This is a genomic window from Cohnella lupini (assembly GCF_003386205.1).
In the GTDB taxonomy this organism is placed as follows: domain Bacteria; phylum Bacillota; class Bacilli; order Paenibacillales; family Paenibacillaceae; genus Cohnella; species Cohnella lupini.
In genome coordinates this window covers 80,566-102,535 of sequence record NZ_QRDY01000009.1, presented here as the reverse complement: position 1 = coordinate 102,535, position 21,970 = coordinate 80,566, and the positions used below count along the sequence as shown (strand labels likewise).

General features: G+C 53.1%; 20 protein-coding genes. 17 read left to right on the top strand and 3 right to left on the bottom strand.

Annotated features, from left to right (window positions below; all coding sequences use genetic code 11):
* Nucleotides 1–6: 6 nt before the first annotated feature.
* Complete coding sequence (locus tag DFP95_RS16365; RefSeq protein WP_245987701.1) at nucleotides 7–1,785, bottom strand: PucR family transcriptional regulator; 1,779 nt, start codon at nucleotides 1,783–1,785, stop codon at nucleotides 7–9.
* 223 nt (nucleotides 1,786–2,008) lie between these two features.
* Between DFP95_RS16365 and DFP95_RS16360 the strand changes: the two genes are divergently transcribed.
* The 6 genes from DFP95_RS16360 (at nucleotide 2,009) to DFP95_RS16335 (ending at nucleotide 8,841) form a co-directional block, all read left to right on the top strand.
* Nucleotides 2,009–3,253 (top strand): M20 family metallo-hydrolase, encoded by a 1,245-nt coding sequence (locus DFP95_RS16360; protein WP_115993722.1) that lies wholly within the window; start codon nucleotides 2,009–2,011, stop codon nucleotides 3,251–3,253.
* 19 nt (nucleotides 3,254–3,272) lie between these two features.
* The gene (locus DFP95_RS16355) at nucleotides 3,273–4,667 is read left to right on the top strand and encodes an NAD(P)-dependent oxidoreductase (RefSeq protein ID WP_115993721.1); all 1,395 of its coding nucleotides are present in this window, start codon (nucleotides 3,273–3,275) and stop codon (nucleotides 4,665–4,667) included.
* A 21-nt stretch (nucleotides 4,668–4,688) separates the two neighbouring features.
* Nucleotides 4,689–5,978 carry an NAD-dependent dihydropyrimidine dehydrogenase subunit PreA gene (preA, locus tag DFP95_RS16350; protein WP_115993720.1) on the top strand — a complete coding sequence of 430 codons (1,290 nt, stop codon included), beginning with the start codon at nucleotides 4,689–4,691 and terminating at the stop codon, nucleotides 5,976–5,978.
* 2 nt (nucleotides 5,979–5,980) lie between these two features.
* A complete protein-coding gene (gene hydA, locus DFP95_RS16345; RefSeq protein ID WP_115993719.1) occupies nucleotides 5,981–7,408 on the top strand; it encodes a dihydropyrimidinase in 1,428 nt (475 codons plus the stop codon).
* A complete protein-coding gene (locus tag DFP95_RS16340; protein ID WP_115993718.1) occupies nucleotides 7,408–7,644 on the top strand; it encodes a hypothetical protein in 237 nt (78 codons plus the stop codon). The genes hydA and DFP95_RS16340 overlap by 1 nt, the downstream gene beginning before the upstream one ends.
* A 540-nt stretch (nucleotides 7,645–8,184) precedes the next feature.
* Entirely contained in the window at nucleotides 8,185–8,841 is a 657-nt protein-coding gene (locus DFP95_RS16335; RefSeq protein ID WP_115993717.1) for a TVP38/TMEM64 family protein, read from the top strand.
* 51 nt (nucleotides 8,842–8,892) lie between these two features.
* Here the strand turns inward: DFP95_RS16335 and DFP95_RS16330 are convergent, their stop codons facing one another.
* Complete coding sequence (locus DFP95_RS16330) at nucleotides 8,893–9,093, bottom strand: CsbD family protein (RefSeq protein ID WP_115993716.1); 201 nt, start codon at nucleotides 9,091–9,093, stop codon at nucleotides 8,893–8,895.
* Between the two features lie 119 nt (nucleotides 9,094–9,212).
* Here DFP95_RS16330 and DFP95_RS16325 point away from each other — a divergent pair, with 119 nt between their 5' ends.
* The 10 genes from DFP95_RS16325 to DFP95_RS28935 all read left to right on the top strand — a co-directional run bounded on the left by DFP95_RS16325 (nucleotide 9,213) and on the right by DFP95_RS28935 (nucleotide 19,034).
* On the top strand, nucleotides 9,213–9,668 hold the full coding sequence (locus tag DFP95_RS16325; RefSeq protein WP_115993715.1) for a hypothetical protein: 456 nt from the start codon (nucleotides 9,213–9,215) through the stop codon (nucleotides 9,666–9,668).
* A 177-nt stretch (nucleotides 9,669–9,845) separates the two neighbouring features.
* Nucleotides 9,846–10,724: a protease HtpX gene (gene htpX / locus DFP95_RS16320; protein WP_115993714.1), complete on the top strand. Its 879-nt coding sequence runs from the start codon at nucleotides 9,846–9,848 to the stop codon at nucleotides 10,722–10,724.
* Nucleotides 10,725–11,071: 347 nt separating this feature from the next.
* Nucleotides 11,072–11,968, top strand: a complete 897-nt coding sequence (locus DFP95_RS16315) for a carbohydrate ABC transporter permease (protein ID WP_115993713.1) — start codon at nucleotides 11,072–11,074, stop codon at nucleotides 11,966–11,968.
* Nucleotides 11,965–12,846: a carbohydrate ABC transporter permease gene (locus DFP95_RS16310; RefSeq protein ID WP_115993712.1), complete on the top strand. Its 882-nt coding sequence runs from the start codon at nucleotides 11,965–11,967 to the stop codon at nucleotides 12,844–12,846. Before DFP95_RS16315 ends, DFP95_RS16310 begins: the two co-directional genes overlap by 4 nt.
* Before the next feature lie 37 nt (nucleotides 12,847–12,883).
* The gene (locus tag DFP95_RS16305) at nucleotides 12,884–14,218 is read left to right on the top strand and encodes an ABC transporter substrate-binding protein (protein ID WP_115993711.1); all 1,335 of its coding nucleotides are present in this window, start codon (nucleotides 12,884–12,886) and stop codon (nucleotides 14,216–14,218) included.
* A 140-nt stretch (nucleotides 14,219–14,358) separates the two neighbouring features.
* Nucleotides 14,359–15,351 carry a LacI family DNA-binding transcriptional regulator gene (locus DFP95_RS16300; RefSeq protein ID WP_115993710.1) on the top strand — a complete coding sequence of 331 codons (993 nt, stop codon included), beginning with the start codon at nucleotides 14,359–14,361 and terminating at the stop codon, nucleotides 15,349–15,351.
* 25 nt (nucleotides 15,352–15,376) lie between these two features.
* Nucleotides 15,377–16,351 carry an N-acetylglucosamine kinase gene (locus DFP95_RS16295; protein ID WP_115993709.1) on the top strand — a complete coding sequence of 325 codons (975 nt, stop codon included), beginning with the start codon at nucleotides 15,377–15,379 and terminating at the stop codon, nucleotides 16,349–16,351.
* Between the two features lie 80 nt (nucleotides 16,352–16,431).
* Nucleotides 16,432–17,739 carry a 6-phospho-beta-glucosidase gene (locus DFP95_RS16290; RefSeq protein WP_115993708.1) on the top strand — a complete coding sequence of 436 codons (1,308 nt, stop codon included), beginning with the start codon at nucleotides 16,432–16,434 and terminating at the stop codon, nucleotides 17,737–17,739.
* Between the two features lie 197 nt (nucleotides 17,740–17,936).
* Nucleotides 17,937–18,851 (top strand): Crp/Fnr family transcriptional regulator, encoded by a 915-nt coding sequence (locus DFP95_RS16285; RefSeq protein ID WP_115993707.1) that lies wholly within the window; start codon nucleotides 17,937–17,939, stop codon nucleotides 18,849–18,851.
* A gap of 18 nt (nucleotides 18,852–18,869) precedes the next feature.
* Nucleotides 18,870–19,034 carry a hypothetical protein gene (locus tag DFP95_RS28935; protein WP_181907465.1) on the top strand — a complete coding sequence of 55 codons (165 nt, stop codon included), beginning with the start codon at nucleotides 18,870–18,872 and terminating at the stop codon, nucleotides 19,032–19,034.
* On the opposite strand, the gene DFP95_RS16280 is transcribed toward DFP95_RS28935, so the two are convergent.
* On the bottom strand, nucleotides 19,035–19,748 hold the full coding sequence (locus DFP95_RS16280) for a response regulator transcription factor (RefSeq protein ID WP_181907464.1): 714 nt from the start codon (nucleotides 19,746–19,748) through the stop codon (nucleotides 19,035–19,037).
* A gap of 131 nt (nucleotides 19,749–19,879) precedes the next feature.
* On the opposite strand from DFP95_RS16280, the gene DFP95_RS16275 reads away from it, so the two are divergent.
* Nucleotides 19,880–21,946, top strand: coding sequence for a sensor histidine kinase (locus DFP95_RS16275; protein WP_115993705.1), 2,067 nt, complete (start codon nucleotides 19,880–19,882; stop codon nucleotides 21,944–21,946).
* Nucleotides 21,947–21,970 lie beyond the last annotated feature (24 nt).

The window sequence follows — 21,970 nt, the reverse complement described above, 5'->3', positions numbered from 1 at the left end:
GTTCGGTTACCTATCGGGCGACTGCAGAAGAGCAGAGTGAGGGTGAAGGTCGCGCTCGCGCGAGTATATATTCTGCGACGCGCGGTTAAGGGATTGAGGATCGCCGAACGAGTCGGGATACAACAGTTGGTAGGCGCGCAAAGCGACTTGTATGGAAATCCGATTTTCCGCGGACAGGAAGTCCTCTCCGAGCAGCTCGGCCATTTTTTCCAGCCTGTAATAGAGGGATTGCCTTACGATGAATAACTTCTGCGCCGCGATCTGCTTGGAGCCTTCGTGATCGAGATATACCTTGAGCGTGAGCAACAATTCGCTGCCTTTGGTTTTGTCGTGGTCGATCAACGGTCCAAGATAGTGCCGGATGAACGTTTGCAGGGTGGTGCCGTCGTTTAAGCCGAGCAGCAATTGGAACACGCCGAGCTCTTCGTAGAATAGAACCGGTTTCCCGTAGCAGGAGAAGAGGGATAACGCTTGGAGGGCTTCCTGATAGCTGGCATACGCGTTCTTTAACTGCACGTAACACTTGCCGACACCGGTTATAAGTTGAAGGTCTTGGAGTCGATTGTCGCCCGCGGTGCCGGAGTTGCCGTTCATGTCCCGAAGAGACTCCAATGCTTGCGATATTCGAGTTTTTGCAGGAATCTTGGATTTAAGATCGAGGGCGATGATGGCTAGGCGATTGTTCTTCAAAGTAATGAGCGGGCGAAATCCGAACTTCTCGAAGGTCGAGCGCACGATTAAGGACAAGTGCAGACGCGCGGATTCCCGCTCGTTCTCCGAGGGAGTCTCGTTGTAAAGGTTCCCGATCTCGATGAGACAGACTCGGAAGCTAAGCTCGTTCATACCTTTGAAATCCGGACCGATCAGATCCTTGATCTGTTGCTCCTCGGACTGCCTGCCGCTGACGAGCTCGTCGACCCATAGGTTTTCCGAGAAAAGCTTCCGCTCCTCGAAGTAACGGGTACGAAGAAGCTCTTGCGCGATGGAGAGCGAGGCGGATTCCATAAGGAGGTACTCGTACTCCTGGGGTATTCTCGGACAGGACATGATCAAGTAGGCCCATGTTTGCTCCGATGCGCCGATCGGCTTCAATACCAACGTCTGGTTTTCATACTCTCTAAGTTCGGGAGCGTTGCCAGGTTTGAGGTTAGGCGAATCGTCCATGGGTGGCCTCTCCCGAAGATGACGCAGCAAGGTTTCCTGTTGAACGGCGGGTAACGCGGGGTAGAAAAGCGGTTGGCCCTGTAGCGGGAGGTAGAGGATTTGGTTCTGCGAGCTGCGGTGCAGGAGCTTGAGTACGTTGGCCGTGCCTTGGGATTGCAGGGTTAGGCGGTTGAATTCCCTGGAGATGCTCTCGAGCTCCTGCAGCATTTTATGGTGACGGTTGATGATGAGCGAGTGAAGGTCTTGCGTAATATCGACATATCGAACGGTACTCGGAAATAAAATAAGCGGGAAACCGGCTGCGTTGGCAAGCTCGATAAGCTCGGGAGATACCCGCTCGAAATAAGGGCCGATTTCGATGCATAGGCAAGAGGCGTTCTGCGATATTAATTTCTCCATGAAGTGCACGGAGGAGACGGCATCGAGATTGAAGCCGAGACCCGTCGTCAGAATCATTTCTTGACCGTGGATAAGTTTCTCGAAGTGGGTGACTTCCAGGATGTGCACCCAGCGGATTTGACGGCCGAGCCCTTTGTCTCCCGCCGCTAGCTGCGCATTGCGGAATAGAGGGCGGCTAAGCGCTTCGCTAACCGTTAAGATCAATTCGGAATCGATGGTCATCGCCTCCTAGTTAGGTTCAATGGGAAACCGGTCGGGCTGGTTATTTCCGGCAATCGAATTAACTCCATTATGGGCCGTGCCTGAATATATACAAGATTACGGCGTCATTTTCAGCACGATGCACAAACCTTTATCAGAATATTCCGCTTATTATGTAGCGTTTAGTAACATCGAGGTAATAGATGCAGGGAAAAGCCGGTTAGTTAAGAGAGGTGAGGATAGGATGAGCGGGTTGGCGATCAATGCGGATAGAGTGGGACGGAGAATCGAGAGGCTAGCGCAGATCGGGAAGATCGGCGAGACGGGGGTGTGCCGGTTGGCGATGTCGCCCGAAGACCGGGAAGCGGTCGAGGTCGTGCGCGGCTGGATGGAAGAGGCGGGTATGACGGTTCGGCTGGACGGCTTCGGAAATCTGATCGGCAGATTGCCCGGGAGCAATCCGAGCAAGCCCGCCTTGATGCTCGGCTCCCATATCGATACGCAGCCTTATGCGGGCAGATTCGACGGGATTGTCGGCGTCGTCGGGGCGATAGAGGTCGTTCAGACGTTGAAGGATTTCGCAATTGAGCTTGATGTTCCTATCGAGGTTGCGTCATTTTGCGACGAGGAGGGCTGCCGGTTCAACAAGGGTTTATTCGGAGTTAGGGGCATCCTTGGCCGGCTCGAAGAAGGAGAGTTGGAGAGGACGGACAAGAACGGGGTGACCCGCGGAGAGGCTTTGCTGGCATTCGGGGGAGATCCCGCGAAATTCGAGGAGTCCCGTTACGAGCCGGGACGAGTTAGCGCGTTCCTCGAGCTTCATATCGAGCAAGGGCCCGTGCTCGAGAATCTCGGTCATCCTATCGGAATCGTGACGGGAATATCGGGTCCACTGTGGTGGACGGTGGATTTGCACGGCTTCGCCGGGCATGCCGGATCGGTTCCCATGGGACTCCGTAAAGACGCTCTTGTCGGCGCCGCCAACATCGTCGTTGGCCTCCAGGCTTTGGCCGCGAGCGAGCCCGGCGCGCCGACGGTAGGGACGGTCGGATCGCTGCAGGTATTCCCAGACTCCCGCAACATCATTCCGGAGCACGTGCGCCTTACGATCGATTTGCGGGATATCGACCTTCCGCGCAGAGACCGGATAGAGCGGCAATTGCGCTCGTTGATTAGCGAAGTAGCGGAGACGCACGGTCTCCGGGTAGACATTCGCGAGGACACGAACAGCGAGCCTCGTTATTGCGCCCCGAGAATCATGGATACGATTCGCGATTCCGCGACGGAAATGGGATTGCGACCGCCGGAGCTGATGAGCGGCCCTTTCCATGATTCGTTGGCGATGTCGTATTACTGCGATTACGGCATGATTTTCGTCCGCTGCGAGAATGGGATAAGCCATAATCCCAAGGAGTTTTCTTCGTTGGAAGATATCGCTTTAGGAACGGAGTTGCTGTACCGAACGACTCTGAGAATGTGCGGCCTTTAACCGAGAAGGGATGAGAGAGATGAACGATCCAACTGTTCCGACGAGGCTTGCTCCGGAAGCTTTCGCGAAAAGTTTTGCGGAGACCGTACCGGGTCTGACCCGCAAAGCGGCCATGGAAGAATCGAATCGATGTCTGTATTGCTACGACGCGCCGTGCATTAAAGCATGCCCGACCAGCATCAATATTCCCTCCTTCATCAAGCGGATCGCAACGGATAATATGAAGGGCTCCGCCATCGCCATCATGGACGCGAATCCCGTCGGGGCAAGCTGCGCGCGCGTATGCCCGACGGAGGAGCTATGCGAGGGCGCTTGCGTGCTTAACGATGAATCCGACCCGATCAAGATCGGGCTGCTTCAGCGGTACGCAACGGACTGGGCGGTGGAAAGCGGGCAAACGCTGTTCAAAGCGGGTTCTCCGAACGGCCGCAAAGTCGCGGTTATAGGAGGCGGGCCGGCAGGGCTTTCCGCCGCTAGGGAGCTCGCGAGAGACGGGTTCGCCGTCGTCATCTACGAAGCAAAGTCATTGGCCGGAGGACTCGATACGTACGGCATCGTCTCGTTCCGCTTGCCGCAATCGATCTCCCTATGGGAAGTCGATCAAGTTAGGAAGCTCGGCGTAGAGATTCGCACCGGCGTTAAAGTCGGAGTTGACGTGACGACCGAAGAACTTCTAGCCGACTACGACGCCGTAATCCTAGCCGCGGGAATGGGTAACGTATCGAATCTGGGTATCGAGGGAGAGCAATTGGAGGGCGTGTACGACGCGATCGAGTACGTGGAAGCGACGAAAACGGATGTCCCCCCGTATCCGATCGTCGGAGCGCGGGTGGCGGTCATCGGAGCCGGGAATACGGCTATCGATGCGGCTACCTGCTCTGCAAGACTCGGAGCAAGCAACGTGAAAATGATCTATAGGCGGACGATGGACGAAATGACGGCTTACGACTTTGAATACGAATTCGCTAAACAAGAAGGCGTTGAATTCAGCTGGCTCACTGCTCCGAAGCGGATAATAGGCGATGAATCGGGGCGGGTGACGCATCTTGAGTGCGTGAGGATGGAACTGTCGGACGCGGTCGGCCAAGACGGCCGAAGGATCCCCGCTCAGGTGGAAAGCTCGGAATTTCTGCTGCCGGTGGATGCGGTCATTCTGGCGATCGGGCAGAAGCGGCACCAGAGTCTGATCGACCATCTCGGTTTGAAGCACGACCGCGGCGTCGTGCTCATCGAAGAAGAGACGAGGCGTACCTCGAATCCGCGGATTTATGCCGCGGGAGATATCGTCTTCGGCAACGGCAAAGGGGAAGCGATGGTCGTCTCGGCGGCGGAGCAAGGGAAGCAAGCGGCGTACGCCGTAAGCAGGCATTATTCTTCGAATTCGTTTCAAGCGAACGATTCCGTCGCGATCTAAATCATCTGGGAGGCTGATCTCATGGCAGACTTGCGTACGAAGCTGGCGGGCATCTCGTCCCCGAATCCGTTCTGGCTCGCTTCCGCGCCTCCGACGAACACCGGTTATCAGGTGCAGAGGGCATTCGAAGCGGGTTGGGGCGGCGCGGTGTGGAAAACGTTGGGCGATCCGATCATCAACACTTCGTCGCGCTTCGCCGCCGTTCATTTTAACGGGCAGCGGGTTGCGGGGTTCAATAATATCGAGCTCATCACGGACCGGCCGCTCGAGGTCAACCTGAAGGAAATTTACGAGACGAAGAAACGGTTCCCTAACCATGCCGTCGTCGTTTCCTTAATGGTCGAGCCGAAGCGGGAGAAGTGGCACGAAATCGTGAAAAAGGTCGAAGCGGTCGGAGTAGACGGTCTGGAGCTCAACTTCGGGTGCCCTCACGGGATGGCCGAGCGCGGGATGGGCTCGGCTTCCGGTCAGCAGCCTGATCTCGTCGAGATGCAGACGATGTGGGCGAAGGAAGCGGCGCAAACCCCGGTCATCGTGAAGCTGACGCCGAATATTACGGACATCACCGTGGTCGCCCGTCACGCCGTCATGGGCGGTGCCGATGCGATCAGTCTTATCAATACGATCAATAGCTTGGCGGGCGTGGACATCCACACTTGGAATACGGTTCCCCACGTGGGCGGCAAAGGAGCGCACGGCGGGTACTGCGGGCCGGCGGTCAAACCTATCGCCTTAAGCATGGTCGCGGAGTGCGCGAAGGACCCGAAGGTAAGCGTTCCGATCTCCGGTATCGGAGGTATCTCCTCGTGGCAGGATACCGTGGAATTCATGCTCATGGGCGCGACCAACGTCCAGATTTGCACGGCCGCGATGCACCATGGCTTCCGCATCGTCGAGGAGATGATCGACGGGCTCAACAATTACCTCGACGACAAGGGGATCGCGGCGGCGTCCGACCTCGTCGGACAGACGGTCCCGAAATATTCGACTTGGGGCGAATTGGATTTGAACTACCAGGTCGTAGCCCGAATCGACACGGAGACGTGCATTAATTGCAATAAGTGCCATATCGCCTGCGAGGATACCTCTCATCAGTGCATCGATCGCCTGACGGACGCGAACGGCAAAGCGTATTTGAAGGTGCGCGAAGAAGATTGCGTCGGCTGTAACCTATGCGCGATCGTCTGTCCGGTGGACGGCGTTATCGACATGGTGGAAATTCAAAGCAGGCATGCCCCGATGACTTGGAACGACAGGCAGAAGGCGCTGGCGCGAATGAATTCTGAATCCTCTGAGACGGAGGCGGTCTAACGATGCGGAAAATCATTAAGAACGGAACGATCGTAACGGCGGCGGACACGTATTTCGGCGATATTCTGATCGACGACGGCATTATCGTCATGATAGGCGTGGATTTGGAGGATGACGGAGCGGAGATCGTGGACGCTTCGGGCTGTTACGTTTTCCCGGGCGGCGTCGATCCGCATACCCATCTGGATATGCCTTTCGGAGGCACGGTGACCGTGGACGATTTCGAATCCGGTACGATCGCGGCCGCGTTCGGCGGTACGACGACGGTCATCGATTTTTGCTTGACGACTAAAGGCGCTCCTCTCGCCCAAGCGGTCGAAACCTGGCATAACAAATCCAGGGATCTGGCGGTCATCGATTACGGCTTCCATCTGATGGTGTCGGAAGTGACGGATGAGGTATTGGCAGAGCTTCCTCGGATGATCGAGGAGGAGGGAATTACTTCCCTTAAAGTGTTCATGGCTTATAAGAACGTGCTGCAAGCGGACGACGGCACGTTGTACAGAACGCTGCTCATGGCTAAAGAGCAGGGCGCGCTCGTTATGGTTCATGCGGAGAATGGCGACGTTATCGACTTCTTGGTGCGCAAAGCGTTGGAGGAAGGAAACACGGAACCGATCTATCACGCGTTAACGAGGCCGGCGATTCTGGAGGGAGAAGCGACGGGAAGAGCCGCGGATTTAACGGAATTGGCGGATTCCCAGCTGTACGTCGTTCATGTGACGTGCGCGGAGGCGGTTTGGAAAATCGCGGAGGCCCGTAACAAAGGGCTGCGCATTTTCGGCGAAACGTGTCCGCAATACCTTATGCTCGACCAATCCTCGTTGGAAAAACCGGATTTCGAAGGGGCTAAGTACGTATGGTCTCCGCCTCTGAGGGAGCAATGGAATCAGGACGTGCTATGGGATTCCCTGCGCAACGGGCAGCTTCAGACGGTCGGTTCGGATCAATGCTCCTTCAATTTCAAAGGGCAGAAGGAATTGGGTCTGGGCGACTTCTCCAAAATTCCGAACGGCGGTCCGATGATCGAAGATCGCTTTAGCATTCTCTATTCGGAAGGCGTTCACAAGGGCAGGCTGTCCATCAACAAGTTCGTGGACGTCGTCTCTACCGCAAGCGCGAAGCTGTTCGGTCTCTTTCCGCGGAAAGGGACGATCGCGATCGGCAGCGACGCGGACATCGTCATTTTCGATCCTTCGGTCGAAAGGACGATATCGGCGGAAACCCACCACATGAAGGTGGATTACAACGCATTCGAGGGGATGCGGGTGACTGGCGAGCCGGTATCCGTGCTCAGCCGGGGGGAGTTCGTCATTCGCGACCGCGAGTTCGTGGGCAAGCCTGGCTACGGCCAATATTTGCATCGCGGCCGGTTCGGAGCTTCTGATAAGCCAGCGGTCAAGAAGCTTCCGATCGGAGGCGCTTACTGATGTCGGCTTACGAAGAGTACGTAAGGGAAAAACGCGCCGTGGATGCGCTGCTTCATGAAGGTTACGTCATCGTCGGCTCCGAGGAAGAGTTGGAGGGAATGAAGCTGAAGCTTCGTAAGGAGCCTGAGCCTGAGGAAACCCAAGAGCCGGTTTATGCCCAGCTTCTCCTGTTGACCGCCGATGCCCGGAAATACGTCTCCAATCTTATTGTCGAAGATCTGTGGAAGCGGGCCTAATTATGTAGGCCGGCGAAGGTAATAGCCTTCGCCGGCCGAGGGGGGGGACTCGGAGTAACCCGTCCAACCCGACTAATTCTCGCCACAGCAGCCGTTTCGCCCGGAGATAGCCGTCTAAACCGGCTAATTCTCGCCACAGCAGCCGTTTCGCACGGAGATAGCCGTTGAAACCGGCTAATTCTCGCCACGATGGGCTTTTCACTCGGAGTAACCCGTCCAAACCGACTAACTCTAGCGTCAGCGTCTGTTTCGCACCGAAATAGCCGTCCAAACCGACTAATTCTCGCCACGATGGGCTTTTCACTCGGAGTAACCCGTCCCAACCGACTAATTTTCGCCACAGCCGGCGTTTCACTCGAAGATAGCAGTCCAAACCGGCTAATTCAGGCGACCGCTAGCCATAGTCTCCCCCATAACCGGTCTCGAAGAGAAACCGGTTATTTCCCATGTAATTCGCGTCCGCGCCCATAGTGAGCCTGAACAAATGGTATAATACACGCATCGACTTAAAATGGAACGGAAATAGGGGCATGCGGAACAATGAGCATATCGGATATTATAGCGAGCTTGACCGAGGAAAACCTTAAGGGTGTATTGGAGCAATACTGGGCTTTCGGCCCCCTGCCGGGCATCGCCTTGACGTTCCTGAAGTCTTTTATCCCGCCTCTGCCTACGATTCTAATCGTCGGAGTAAATGCAGCCGTATACGGATTGTGGCTTGGATTTCTATATTCGTGGTTAGGTATAGTCAGCGGATGTCTCGTTACCTTCTTAGTCGTTCGCAGAATTGCCGGGCACCCGTATTTCGTTCGTTACGCGCAGAAGCCGAAGGTGCAGAAGAGCTTGGTCTGGGTCCGCCGGAATGCGTTTAGTTACGTGTTTCTCCTCAGTCTTTTCCCGGTCGGACCGTTCGTGGTCATTAACATCGCGGCTGCCGTCGCTCAGATGCGGTTGAGATCGTTCTTCATCGCGATCGTATTCGGCAAGGCGATCATGGTCATGTCGGTATCGATCATCGGTCATGATTTCGGTCGATTCATCGAGCGCCCGCTCGAGCTTCTGTACGTGGTTTTGTTCGTAGGGGCATCTCTGTGGATCAGCAAGAAAATCGAATCGAGGTTCACGGGCGAATCGAAGACTCCCCTAGTCAAGTCCGAGGAACCGAGTCTAATACAAACAGAAGAGACCACCCGCTAACGGGCAGTCCCTCTCCTTACCTTATATGCAATCAAGAATGAAGCGCTTTGGTTAGCGGATATTGGAGGACCAGTCGGTATACTCTTGCTCGGCTCTGTCTTTCGCATAGCCGTAACGTTCCTGGAGCTTGCCGACGAGCTTCTCGCGTTCGCCGTCTATGACGTCCAGATCGTCATTGGTCAGCTTTCCCCATTGCTTCTGAGTCTCGCCTTTGAGCTGCTTCCATTTTCCTTTGAAAATATTGCTATCCATCGTAATCACTCCTTTGTTCGATTTACCGCTACTAGTCATTACCCCGGGCGAAGGCCTTCAAACCATCCCCGAGTATGTTATAATCACTAGCGACAATAAACCGTGAGGCGGATGCAACTATGTTGAGTTTTCAAGAAAAACTGGCGATAATGGAGTCGTTTCCCCAGTTAGAGCGCAGGGACGTATCCCTTGGACGCGTGAATTTCCACTACGAGAAAAGCGTTATCGAGAAGAAAAACGTCGGCTTTCACTTCCATCCCAACGGCAACGGTTACGTTTTCGCCGGAGAAGTAGAAGGTTACGAAACGGACGAGAAGGGCTTCGTGAACGTTCGGGACTATACCGAGGAGGAGCTTCGTTCGATCGTCGAGCAATCCATCCAGTCGTTGACCGGGGATGCTTATTGGGAAGAAGGCCAAGAGGAGAAATGGTTCGATTCGGACCGCAACGAATTGGCACTGAAATACGAGGATGACATGTGGTATTTATTCTCGGGCTTGAATCTCGAGATGGCTTTCGAGACGTACGAGGAAGCCCGGGAGTACTTGAGAGAAGAAGGCTTTCACCGGTTATAGGTTTATCTAGAGGGGCGGCCCATGAAGAGGGGGCGCTCTTTTTTTTCGGTTGTTCGAAATACCGATGAAGACGATTTAAAAGAATATTTGAATCTGAAGCAGTAATCGTTACGTATATAGTTAATAGGTAAAGTACAATCCAACCGTTTTCAATCCAATCTTGGGAGGAAGAAAACCATGAAACGCATATTGTTGTTTATTTTAACTAACTTACTCGTAATGGCGACGATCGGTATCATCCTGTCCGTCTTCGGAGTCGGATCTTACCTGAACGAATCCGGCGGCGTTGATATGATGTCCCTGTTGATCTTTAGCGTTATCGTAGGTTTTACCGGAGCTTTCATCTCGCTTGGGATGTCCCGCATCATGGCCAAATGGATGATGAGGGTTCGCGTTCTGAAGCCGGAAGCGAACTTGTCGCAAGGCGAGCGTCAACTGGTCGATATGGTCCATCGACTATCCCGTTCGGCTGGGCTAATGCATATGCCGCAAGTCGGCATCTACGAATCGAACGAAGTGAATGCGTTCGCGACGGGGCCGTCGAAGAAAAGATCGCTTGTCGCCGTATCCACGGCTATGCTTCAGGAAATGGACGCCGATGCGGTAGAAGGAATCGTCGGACACGAGGTAGCCCATATCGTGAATGGCGATATGGTCACGATGACGCTGCTCCAGGGCGTAGTCAACACGTTCGTCGTGTTCCTGTCCCGTCTGGCAGCTTGGGCGGTATCTCGTTTCGTTAAGGAAGAAATCGCGCCGATCGTTCATATTATCGCGGTTATCGTATTCCAGATCGTTTTCTCCATTCTCGGCAGCATGGTCGTACTCGCGTTCTCCAGATACCGCGAATTCCATGCCGATGCGGGCGGCGCCCATCTGGCCGGCAAAGACAAGATGATTCATGCGTTACGCGGTCTTCAAGCGTATACGAGCCGCATGCGGGATAGCCAACAAAATTCGATCTCGACGTTGCAAATCAGCGGAAAGAAACGCAGCAAGCTGTTCTCCACGCATCCGGATCTCGAAGAGCGTATCCGCCGTTTGCAAGCTAGCTAAACCAGAATCGTTTAAACCTCTTTACTCAATAAAGGGCCGTTTCCTATGGGGGAGTTTCCATAAGGAAATGGCCCTTTTTTTGCGCGATTAGCGCTCCGTGGTCGCTGATTTAGCACATATTCACATGCGGAAAAATGTTCTTGTCATCGTTGAAGGTCCATATTATAATACATATAAAGTTTAACCGCTTTAACTTTTATAACCCGACTTGATCTATTAAACGCACCACAAGAAAATTCCGAATTTACCGGCAGGATAAACAAATTTTTTTGAAATAAAAGTTTAATCGCTTTAACTTTTGGAGGTATTCGACAAAACGGAAGCTAGCGAAAGGGGGGGTTCATGGAGTGAAGTCGACAAGAGAAAGCCGCCGCGAAGGCAGATTGTTTTACTTCTTTGTTTCCCCGTGGTTGATCGGATTTATCGTTTTCGCCCTCATTCCGGTTCTTGCTTCGTTGTACTACAGCTTTACGGAGTACGATATCATCCACGCTCCCGAGTTTATCGGATTCGGCAATTACACGGAGCTGTTTCGCGACGAGCAGTTCTGGAACTCGATCAACGTCACGCTGAAGTACACGTTCATCAGCGTTCCTCTAACTTTGCTCCTGTCGCTCATCTTCGCGATACTCATCAATCAGAAGATACCGTTCCGCGGCTTGTTCCGCACGGCGATGTATTTTCCCAGCATGATCTCGGGTGTGTCGATGGCCTTGCTGTGGTTCTGGGTGTTTAATCCGCAAGCGGGGCTTTTCAATTACGGACTATCCATCTTCGGAATCGATCCGATCCACTGGTTCCTGGACGAGAAGTACGCGATGTGGGCGCTCATTATCATGTCCTTCTGGGGGCTGGGCGGCGGAATGCTTATCTTCCTGGCCGGCTTGCAGGGGATTCCCGCTCATTTGTTGGAGGCTGCGAAGCTGGACGGCGCGGGTCGCCTGCGGACTTTCTGGAACGTCACGTTTCCGCTTCTGTCCCCCGTGTTCCTTTTTCAGCTTATCATCGGCCTTATCGATTCCTTCCAGGTGTTCACGCAAGCCTATACGATTACGCAGGGCGGACCTAACTATTCCACGTGGTTCTATGTATACAACATTTACATCAATGCCTTCAAAAATTTCCGTTACGGGTATGCCTCGGCGATGTCCTGGATCTTATTGATCGCGGTGACGGCGATTACGTTCATTATCATGAAACTATCGAATAGGTACGTTTATTACGAGGGGGGGAGAGAGCGATGAGCGATATCACTCTGGCCAAACCGTTTCCCGACAAGCGAAACAAGACCAAGGTCGACTTGGCGCGAATCATCGGATTCGCGATCCTTCTTATCGTAACGATTGCCATGATCTTGCCCTTAGGCTTCATGTTATCGACGTCGCTCAAGACGACGAAGGAGATGCTGGTCTTCCCGCCTACGGTCATTCCCGAGCATTTCGCTTGGGAGAATTTCAAGGAGCTGTTCGTTAACGAAGAGATCAAATTCGGACGCCAATACGCGAATAGTTTGATCGTGGCTATTATGACGGTTATCGGAACCGTATTCTCGTCTTCGTTCGTCGCGTTCGGTTTCGCGCGTTACCGGGCTAAGGGAAGCCAATTCCTCTTCGTGCTCGTGCTTAGCACGCTGATGCTTCCGTATCCCGCCATCATGATTCCCCAGTTCCTGTTATTCACGAAGCTGGGGCTGCACGATTCCTTGCTCCCGCTTATTCTGCCTTCGTTCTTCGCATCGGCTTATATGATCTTCCTGCTGAAGCAGTTTTTCTCGACGCTCCCTAACGAGCTCTACGACGCGGGAAGGATCGACGGCTGCAGGGAGGTTCGGCTTTACTGGAGCCTAACGCTTCCTTTGTCGGGTCCGGTTCTGGCTACGGTGGCGATCTTCTCCTTCATCTGGAGCTGGAACGATCTTCTCGCGCCCGTGCTGTACTTGGATTCGCAGGAAAATTTCACGCTTCCGATCGGGATGGCGGCCATGCTTTCCTCGAAGTTCCGTATTGCTCCGTGGAACTTGATGATGGCGGCTTCGCTGCTGTCCGTGCTGCCTATCGTCGTTCTTTTCGCGATTGCGCAGAGGCGGTTCGTCCAAGGGATCGTACTTACCGGCATCAAGTAGTCGCTCTCATATACAACCATTATTAAGGGGGATACACATGAGTAAGAAGATGGGGAAAACGATTCTTAGCTCCGCTTTGGTTTTCGGATTGGTCGCGACGGCCTGTTCCAACGGAGGCAGCAAGGACGGAGATACCGTTACGATTACGCATTATACGATCGATTCGCCGGACCGCACGTTCGTGGAGAAGCTGATTCCGGAATTCGAGGAGAGTCATCCGAATATCAAAATCAAGGTCACCAAGGCGCCGTACGAGCAATTCGACTCCAAGCTTCAATCCTCGATCGCGGCGAAGAACGCCCCGGACGTCACGTCCCATTGGGGCTACGGCGGATTCATGGAATACTATAACAAAGGCATGCTGATGGATATGACTCCGTATCTGGAGGATTTCAACGCGGCCGACTATAACATCCCGGAAGACGTCATGAATATCTATAAGGTCGATGATAAAACTTACGGCATCCCGCTTAATAGCTACGTAACAGTTATGCTCTACAATAAGGATCTGTTCGACAAGGCGGGGCTCGAGTATCCTCCGACGGACTACGAAGACAAGAGCTGGACGTTCGATAAGATGGTCGACTACGCGAAAAAGATGACCGTGGATACTCCGAATCTGGCGGAAGCGCAGTACGGCGTCGATTTCGGATTCGGCGAGCGCGACCAACGGCCGCAATACTTCGGAGCGAACGTATACTCCGACGATACGTGGACGAACGGGGGCAAGCCTTCCGAGATTAATCTGACCAAACCGGAAGTCGTCGAAGCGTACAAGAAAATATACGGCCTGATCTGGGATCAGAAGGTATCCCCGACGCCGGCGTTCTCCAAGTCCGTATCCGGTCAGTTCGGGGATCCGTTCCTCTCCGGCAAGATCGGAATGTCCGTCGTCGGTTCGTGGAGCCTTGCGGCTTCAAGCGACTTTAACTTCAAGATCGGCGTAGCAGCCGTTCCGCAAGGTCCTAACGAGAAGGTCAGAAGCGTATTGTACGTCGATCCCCTGTTCATCCTGAAGGATTCCAAACATCCGAAGGAAGCATTGGAATGGATTAAATTCTTGATTACGACCGAAGTACAGGAGAAATCGATCGAGCTGAGCGGTGGCAATCCGCCGGTGAACCAGAAAGCCGCGGAGAAGTATTACTCCAACTTCGAAGGCATCGATCCGGAGCAGATCAAGCAGGTGTTCGAAGGAGCTTATAAGTACGGCTTCGAATCCTACAATCATTTGATCTCTAATTATTCGCAGATCAACGAATTGTTCATCAACGAGTTGGCGAGCGTCGAGAACGGGGATGCAAAGGTAGAAGAAGCGCTCCCGGGCATCCAGGAGAAACTGAAAGCTTTGCTGGAACGCGTCAATAAGTAGAAGTCCATACGGAGAAGGGAGGCGAAGAGCCGTCTCTTCTCCGTTTATCCGCTATTAACCGACAGCCCTTGCATGAATATTCGCTCCAACTATGGTACGTTAATTACAAAATCAATATTATTCGTACAGGAGCCAAGTCTATGAAGGTCAGTATCTTTGATGTCGCCAAGAAATCGGGGTTATCGGTCGTTACCGTATCGAGGGTACTCAATAATTCTTCCTCCGTACGTCATCATAATCGGGAAAAAGTGCTTAAAGCGATGAAGGAGCTCGACTATCATCCGAACGCTTCCGCGCGGAGTCTGGCTCGGGGGAAAACGGGGATCATCGGGTTAACCTTAACGACTCTCCACGACTCGTTCTTGGATGCCGTCGTGAAAGAAATCAACGATCGGCTCGCGGAGCAGGGGTATTTCCTGGCGCTGTCCATCTCTACCGGTTACGAGGATACGTTTCATCGCTCCTTGTTTCAGGAAGACCGCGTAGACGGGGTTATTCTGCTCTCCCCGGTCGACGAAGACGATTACGTGATGGAGTTGAAGAAGAAAAAGATCCCTTTCGTCATGATCGATAATTCCCGGAGGAGTTCATCCGTTACTTCTATTATCGTGGATAACTTCAAGGGCGGCTATGACGCGACGAAACACTTGATAGAGCTCGGGCATACCGAGATCGCGCATATCGGCGGTCCGGATCCTTTTCTAAGCAGCCGGGAACGGGAAAGAGGTTATCTCCTGGCGCTGGAGGAAGCGGGGCTGCAGCCATTCGGCATCGAACGCGGCACATTCGAAATCTCCTCGGGATATGCGATAGCCAAAAGGTGGATCCAATCCGGAAATCTGCCGTCGGCGATCTTCGCCTCCGATGACTATATGGCAATCGGCGTAATTAACGCCTGTATGATCGAAGGAGTACGGGTTCCCGACGACTTGTCGATTATCGGCTTCGACGATCAGAACCTCGCTACGGAAATGCACCCTAAGCTTACGACGATCCGGCAGCCCTCCGACAAAATCGGCGCCGCCGGCGTCGAGCTTCTCCTAGCGGCCATTAACGATCCGGGCAAACGGAACGTCACGTTTCAAATCGAACCGGAACTTATTATTAGAGAAACTACGGCACGTAAAACATAAGCGGTATCAGGCAGGAGTGAGTGCTTTGAAATATTATTTGGGCGTGGACGGCGGAGGCAGCAAAACCTACACTCTCATTATCGACGAATCGGGAACGATCGTAGGCAAAGGAAGCAGCGGGAACGGGAACCACCAGGTCGGCTACGATAGAGCAAAAACCAACATAAGGGAATCGGTCGAAATGGCCCTTGCGCAGGCAGGACTTACGCGCGAGGAGATCGAATTCGCCTATTTCGGCTTGGCCGGTGCGGATAGAGAGATCGACTACCGAATTCTGCGTCCGATGATCGCCGAGATGGGTTTCCCTAGGCACGATATCAATTGCGATACGATGATCGCTCTCAGGGCGGGCACGGATCGTCCGTACGGAGTCGTCTTGATCTGCGGCACGGGAACGAACAGCGCGGGCGTGAATCCGGAGGGGAGGTTTCATCAGTGCGGCGGATTCTCTTATACGTACGGGGATTACGGCGGCGGCGGTTCGCTATGCGTCGAGGCTTTCCGGGCGGTTATTCGGGCATGGGACGGGCGGGAAAGTCCGACTCTGCTGACTCAGCTCGTATTGGATGATCTGGGATATGCTAGCGTGCAGGAAATGTATGACGACTATCTAGATCATAATAAAGTGCCTCCGTTGCGGTTGACGAAGCTATTGTTCCTGGCAGCCGGACAAGGGGACGAAGTAGCCAAGGGGATATTGCGAAGCCAAGGCGTGGAGCTTGGGAAATCGGCACGGGCGGTGATTCGGACGCTGGGCATGGGGAACATGGGCTTCGATGTCGTCTTGGCCGGAAGCGTAATCGCGCGGGGGGAAGGCGACTTCGTGACGGCTTATATCGAGGAAGCGGTCAAGCAAGCGGCTCCGGGAGCGAATATCGTGAAGCTTCAGGTGGAGCCCGTCGTCGGAGCGGTATGGCTTGCCGTAGAATCGACCGGGATTCCCCTGCCCGAGACTATTTTCAATAAGCTTCGAGCGGTTTCGGACTATAGCTTGGTTTAGTCGGTGCCAAGAAACAAGACGGGAAATTCGATATAAGCGGTTTCTTTGACATAGAGGTTTCTTTAAGGAGATGGATTCTAATGGTAAAGGAAAAGGGTTTGAAAATCGCGGTCATAGGCGGAGGCTCGTCGTACACGCCGGAAATCGTGGAAGGATTCATTCAGAGATACGATCGGCTGCCGATTAGGGAGCTGTGGCTAGTCGATATCGAAGAGGGCAAGCATAAGCTGGATATCGTCGGCGAGTTGGCTAAACGCATGGTGGCTAAGTCGGGTCTTGCTATAGAAGTACATCTGACTTTGGACCGTCGCAAGGCCATCGAAGGAGCGGACTTCGTATCAACGCAGATGCGGGTCGGGCTGCTCGAAGCTCGCAAATGGGATGAGCATATTCCTAATAAGTACGGGGTTATCGGGCAAGAAACGACGGGGCCGGGCGGCATGATGAAAGCGTTGCGGACGATTCCGGTATTGCTCGACATTTGCAAGGATATCGAGGAGCTCGCTCCCGAAGCGTGGTTGCTGAACTTCACGAATCCGGCCGGCATGGTCACCGAGGCGATCACCCGTCATTCCAAGGTGAAGAGCATCGGATTGTGCAACGCTCCGATCGGCCTTCATAAGTGGCTGAGCAAGAAGTACGAGACGACGCCCGAGCGCTTATATACCGAGTTCGTCGGGCTTAACCATCTTCACTGGGTTACCCGGATCGAAGTCGACGGCGAAGACAAGCTGACGGAGCTGCTGGACAAGAGAGAAGAATATTCGGGGAAAAACGTTCCCGCGTCGGAATGGGATCTCGATTTCTTGCGCGGTCTCGGCGGATTTCCGTCCTATTATTTGAAGTACTTCTACATGACCGACGCCATGCTGGAGGAGCAACTGGAGTCCTTGAAGGCGAACGGCACGCGCGCCGAGGTCGTGAAGCGAGTGGAAGACGAGCTGTTCGAGCTGTACAAGGATCCGGATCTTCGGGAAAAGCCGAAGCAGTTGGAGAAACGCGGAGGGGCGTATTATTCCGAGGCGGCCGTAAACCTGATGGACTCGCTGTACAACGACAAGAGGGATATCCAAGCCTTGAACGTCGCGAACGGCAGAACGCTGGATTTCCTGCCGGCGGACGCCTCTATCGAGGTCAACTGCGTCGTGACGGGCAAAGGGCCGATCGTGCTCCCGGTGTCGGTCGTTCCCGAGCAGGCTAAAGGCTTGATCGCAGCCGTTAAGACCTATGAACGGTTGACCATCGAAGCCGCGATTACGGGCGATCGGGGCATAGCCCTTCAGGCTATGGCGAGTCACCCGCTGGTGCCGTCCGTGTCGGTGGCCAAGGCGATGCTGGACGAGATGCTGGAGAAGAACAAAGCTTACTTGCCCGCGTTTTTTCAGTAAAGCATTAAGAAAAGCCGAGTTTTGCCTATAAGAAATGAAGAAAAAGCGGAGATGCCGAATGTGGCGTTTCCGCTTATTTTTATGGATTTTTTCCGTTTTACCGCTATTTTACCGGCGGTTGCTACGATGGAGAACAGAAGCGGTGACCGTCATCCTGAGGGTATTGGAAACCAGAAAGGTAGAGGTGAAATCAAGAAATGGCAGTCGTGGCAATCGAGAGCGTACGCGTGAAGATGAGGGTGGGAAGAGACGTGTATTCCGCCGCGGGAGTTAAGCTGTTCACATCGGGGACGGTCTTGACCAAGGAAAATCTTCTTATGCTTAAGAGGCATAACGTCAAGCGGATCGAAGTGGACGAAAGCTCCGGCCAGCTCCCGGAAAGAAAATTGTACAGTCCCGCTATGCCTTCGAGCGTCAGGGCGAGGGAAGAGACGGCGCTCAGCCGCTATCATTCGCTTGTTAAGAACGTTTCGCTGTTCGCGAACGTATCGGACAAACAGTTGGGAACTCTCGCGTCGAATTTTCGCTTGGAACGGCATGCGGCGAACACGACTTTATTCCGGGAAAGGGATCCCGGAAACTATCTGTTCCTTGTTCTTAGCGGCTCGATTAGGACGTTCACGCAAAGCCCATTCGGTCGAATAGAGAGCGAAGCCTTGTATTTGCAAGCAGGAGATAGCTTCGGAGAATTGTCTATTCTGGATGCCAAGCCGAGGGCTGTTTCCGCGCTGACGCTGGAAGAGACGGAAATCTTCGTGCTGTCACGGGAAAATATTCTGAAGGTTATGAAAAGCGATTTCGAGATCGCGAAGCGGATCATGAAAGAGATGAATAACCTGACCTACTCGACGAAGCAGCACCTGGAGGAACTGTCCGGGTTGGACTCCCGTTCCCGCGTCGTACGGTGCTTGGTGAATCTAACGAATCATTTCGGGAAAAGGACGGATTATTCGGTAGAGGTGGATTTACCTTTGGAATTAAACGAATTGGCGCAGATGGCGGGAGTGGGGCTGAACGAGCTGCATGACGTTATCGACCAGTTGGAGCAAAAAAGGATGCTAAAAATGCATGCCCACTACTTTGCGTTAAATTTGCAGCAAATGAGAATTTGAGAAGGGGGAATTAACAAAATGGCCAAAGCGATATCGGCCAAAGCCGCCAATCCGGGAGACGTCCTCGCCAGAGAGGTGATCACGGCCGCCGGGATCGTGCTTCTTCCTTCGGGAGTTACGCTGACGAGAGAAATTCTGGACAAGCTTAAGCAGTTCGGCGTCTATACCTTGATCATAGAGTGACTATTTCGCTATCGCCGAGCCATAGGGGTTGAATTTATAACCTAATCTACCGACCGTGAGGATATAACGGGGGAGTGCCGGGTTAGGCTCAATTTTTCTGCGAAGATTGAAAATATGGACTTTGACCGTGTCCTTGGAATAATTGACGTCGTTGTTCCAGACTTGCCGGTAAAGCTGCTCGGGATGGAATACTTGGTTGGGCTGTTTGGCAAGGGTAATCAACAGCTGGATATCCTTAGCCAGCAATTGGACGGGCTGGTGATTCACCGAGACGGTCATTCGCTCCAGATCGATTGCGAGACCGGGAAATTCCAGCGTCTGCTTCTTGGAAGCGGGTTGATCCAAGAGGTTGCCCCACCGAAGGTTGGCTTTCACCCGGAGCATGAGCTCTTCGGGATCGAACGGCTTGCTTATGTAATCGTCCCCGCCGGATCGAAGGGACTTGGCTTTGTCCTCTTGCTGCTGGGTACCCGATACGAAGAGGATCGGCCGGCGATACTGTTTCCTTATATTGTTGCAGAGGGTAATTCCGTCCATGTCGGGCATCTGGATATCCAACAGGATCAAATCCGGCTCTTCTACCGCCAACAGTTCGAGGGCGCGGGCGGCGCTAAGAGCGTTGCGCACGATATAGCCTTCATGAACGAGGAACGCGGTAACCAGACTCTGGATATCGGGATCGTCGTCTACGACGAATATGACATTGGTCTTCATGTCCATAACTCCCTTTTTGCGATTTTGCGCCACCGAATGCGAGTCTCTCTATTTTATCACTTCTTATACGACAAATAACGAGCGTTTTTAACAATTTTTGAAAAAATCCCGAAGATTAAGAGGGATTTCCCATGAGAAAATCTTTGACGGACCATAATCGGCTGTTTCTTCTTGCCATCCTCCTTTTCGTCGCGGGCGTCGCCTACGTCTGGTATTATTTTGCCCCGGAGAAAGAAGTCGCGTCATCCAAGAACGAGATCAGGCTGACGGATGAGATCGACCGTTACAATGTGAATAGCAAGATGGATATCCTCCCGGATCCGGATGGGAATTGGTCGTTGGATCAAGTGCGAAATTTTCCGATTTCCGATGGATTTAAGCCCGCATTCGGGCAATCGGCATTCGGCCTGACCGCCAACACCTATTGGATTCGAACGACGTTGGTGAACGGTTCCGCAGCGGAATTGTGGACTATCCGGTTATCCAATTCCATCGTCGATGAGTTGGACGTGTATGCGGATGGAACGCTTCTTAATGGCGTACGGGATTCCAATGTGGGGTACAAGCTAGAGGATCATTATTGGTCTTACGAGCTTAGCCTTCCCGCGGGTAAATCGGTATCCTTGTATTTAAGGGCGGTGACCGACGGGTCGATGATCCTGCCTATAGAGGTATTGAGCGATACGGCCTATCATGCCAAGATCAGGAACGAATACATTCTCTTCGGCTTGTATTACGGTTTCGTTCTGTTGATGGCCGCCTACATGTTCTCTTTATACATCTTCATGCGGAATATCGCTTATATTTTCTACTCCTTATACATCGTCTGTTTCTCTATTTCGCAGTTGATCTGGAATGGACTATTTCGAGAAATATTAGGAGACCATCATTGGATAGCGAGGACATTATTGAGGACGTTGGACAACTATGAGGGCATATTTCTGTTTTTCTTCATTTTGTGCCTCTGGTTCGCGGTATTCTTTCTTTGTACGGTTCTCGAACTCGATAAATACGCGCCTAAGCTGCATTACGCGGCTATCGGACTAAAGTGGTTATCTCCCCTCGTCATCGTAGCTTTGTTATTTCATTGGCCGGGATTTTCCGCGATCGCGATTTGGTACGAGTTTATCGTCGTGGTGCTTCTCGGCTTCGCCATCTTCCGGAGCGTGTACAAGGGCAACCTGGCAGCGAGATATGTCGTATTAGCATCGATCGCGATTATCGGCTTGTCGATCCCGTCCATTCTGTATACGTTCAGCCTAATGGAATACAGCTTATTAACGCATTACGGCTATCAGATGGGCTCGGTGGCGGAGTTCGTTGTATTGGCATTCGCTATATCTTATCAATCCAGGCAAAACCAGGTCGACAAAGAGAAAGCCCAAGCGCAAATGATCGTAAACCAAGAGAAGCTGGTCAGGACGCTCGAGCATTGGAACGAGGAACTGGAGAATACCGTCGCGGAACGTACCGAGAGGCTCGTCCAAGCGCAACGGAAACGGAACGAGCTGCTGCAGAATATTTCTCATGACATTCGTTCTCCGCTCGCTATCGTTCAAGGCGGAATCCGGGCAATGGCGCTCGGCATTCAGGTCGAGCCGGGCGAACGAAACAAGTACTTGGAGAAGCTTTACGAGAAAATGCTCTATATCACGAGATTCATCGACGATCTGTTCAAGTTAAGCTTGGCGGAACAAGAGACGCTGCCTTACGAGTCGGTAGAAGAGCTAAGTCTGAAGGAATGGCTGGAGAGCGAATTTATATTTCTGGCGGAAAATATCCGGATCGCGGGTTTAAGGTGCGAAACGAGGATAGTAGCCGACGCGAATCCCGCGGTGATTTTCGACTCGCACGGGATCAGGAGAGCGTTGTCCAATCTCGTGCACAATGCTTGCAAGTTTTCATCCGCCGACTCCTTGATTAAGCTGGAAGCCTCGATTCAGGGAAGCGAAGCCCGGATTATCGTCGAGGATGAAGGCCAAGGAATCGAATCGGAGTACTTGGGCGGAATATTCGATCGGACTAATCGGGGAGCGCACGTCGATCCGGCGACGGGGAGCGGGTTGGGACTTGCTATCGCGAAGGAAATCGTGGAGCAACATGGCGGTTCGATAGGGGTGGAGAGCGAGTTCGGGAAGGGGAGCCGGTTTACGATTTGCCTTCCGCTATTCAGGGAGGTTGAAAGTTCGGCGAGTTAACCGTTACAATAGAAGAACAAATGT

What these genes read in the sequence shown, in the direction of transcription:
- DFP95_RS16330 (WP_115993716.1), bottom strand. Translation starts at nt 9,093, where the DNA reads ATGGATAGCAATATTTTCAAAGGAAAATGGAAGCAGCTCAAAGGCGAG.
- DFP95_RS16290 (WP_115993708.1), top strand. Translation starts at nt 16,432, where the DNA reads ATGGTAAAGGAAAAGGGTTTGAAAATCGCGGTCATAGGCGGAGGCTCG.
- DFP95_RS16360 (WP_115993722.1), top strand. Translation starts at nt 2,009, where the DNA reads ATGAGCGGGTTGGCGATCAATGCGGATAGAGTGGGACGGAGAATCGAG.
- DFP95_RS16335 (WP_115993717.1), top strand. Translation starts at nt 8,185, where the DNA reads ATGAGCATATCGGATATTATAGCGAGCTTGACCGAGGAAAACCTTAAG.
- DFP95_RS16300 (WP_115993710.1), top strand. Translation starts at nt 14,359, where the DNA reads ATGAAGGTCAGTATCTTTGATGTCGCCAAGAAATCGGGGTTATCGGTC.
- htpX (WP_115993714.1), top strand. Translation starts at nt 9,846, where the DNA reads ATGAAACGCATATTGTTGTTTATTTTAACTAACTTACTCGTAATGGCG.
- DFP95_RS16355 (WP_115993721.1), top strand. Translation starts at nt 3,273, where the DNA reads ATGAACGATCCAACTGTTCCGACGAGGCTTGCTCCGGAAGCTTTCGCG.
- DFP95_RS16285 (WP_115993707.1), top strand. Translation starts at nt 17,937, where the DNA reads ATGGCAGTCGTGGCAATCGAGAGCGTACGCGTGAAGATGAGGGTGGGA.
- DFP95_RS28935 (WP_181907465.1), top strand. Translation starts at nt 18,870, where the DNA reads ATGGCCAAAGCGATATCGGCCAAAGCCGCCAATCCGGGAGACGTCCTC.
- DFP95_RS16275 (WP_115993705.1), top strand. Translation starts at nt 19,880, where the DNA reads ATGAGAAAATCTTTGACGGACCATAATCGGCTGTTTCTTCTTGCCATC.
- DFP95_RS16325 (WP_115993715.1), top strand. Translation starts at nt 9,213, where the DNA reads ATGTTGAGTTTTCAAGAAAAACTGGCGATAATGGAGTCGTTTCCCCAG.
- preA (WP_115993720.1), top strand. Translation starts at nt 4,689, where the DNA reads ATGGCAGACTTGCGTACGAAGCTGGCGGGCATCTCGTCCCCGAATCCG.
- hydA (WP_115993719.1), top strand. Translation starts at nt 5,981, where the DNA reads ATGCGGAAAATCATTAAGAACGGAACGATCGTAACGGCGGCGGACACG.
- DFP95_RS16280 (WP_181907464.1), bottom strand. Translation starts at nt 19,748, where the DNA reads ATGAAGACCAATGTCATATTCGTCGTAGACGACGATCCCGATATCCAG.
- DFP95_RS16305 (WP_115993711.1), top strand. Translation starts at nt 12,884, where the DNA reads ATGAGTAAGAAGATGGGGAAAACGATTCTTAGCTCCGCTTTGGTTTTC.
- DFP95_RS16365 (WP_245987701.1), bottom strand. Translation starts at nt 1,785, where the DNA reads ATGACCATCGATTCCGAATTGATCTTAACGGTTAGCGAAGCGCTTAGC.
- DFP95_RS16340 (WP_115993718.1), top strand. Translation starts at nt 7,408, where the DNA reads ATGTCGGCTTACGAAGAGTACGTAAGGGAAAAACGCGCCGTGGATGCG.
- DFP95_RS16310 (WP_115993712.1), top strand. Translation starts at nt 11,965, where the DNA reads ATGAGCGATATCACTCTGGCCAAACCGTTTCCCGACAAGCGAAACAAG.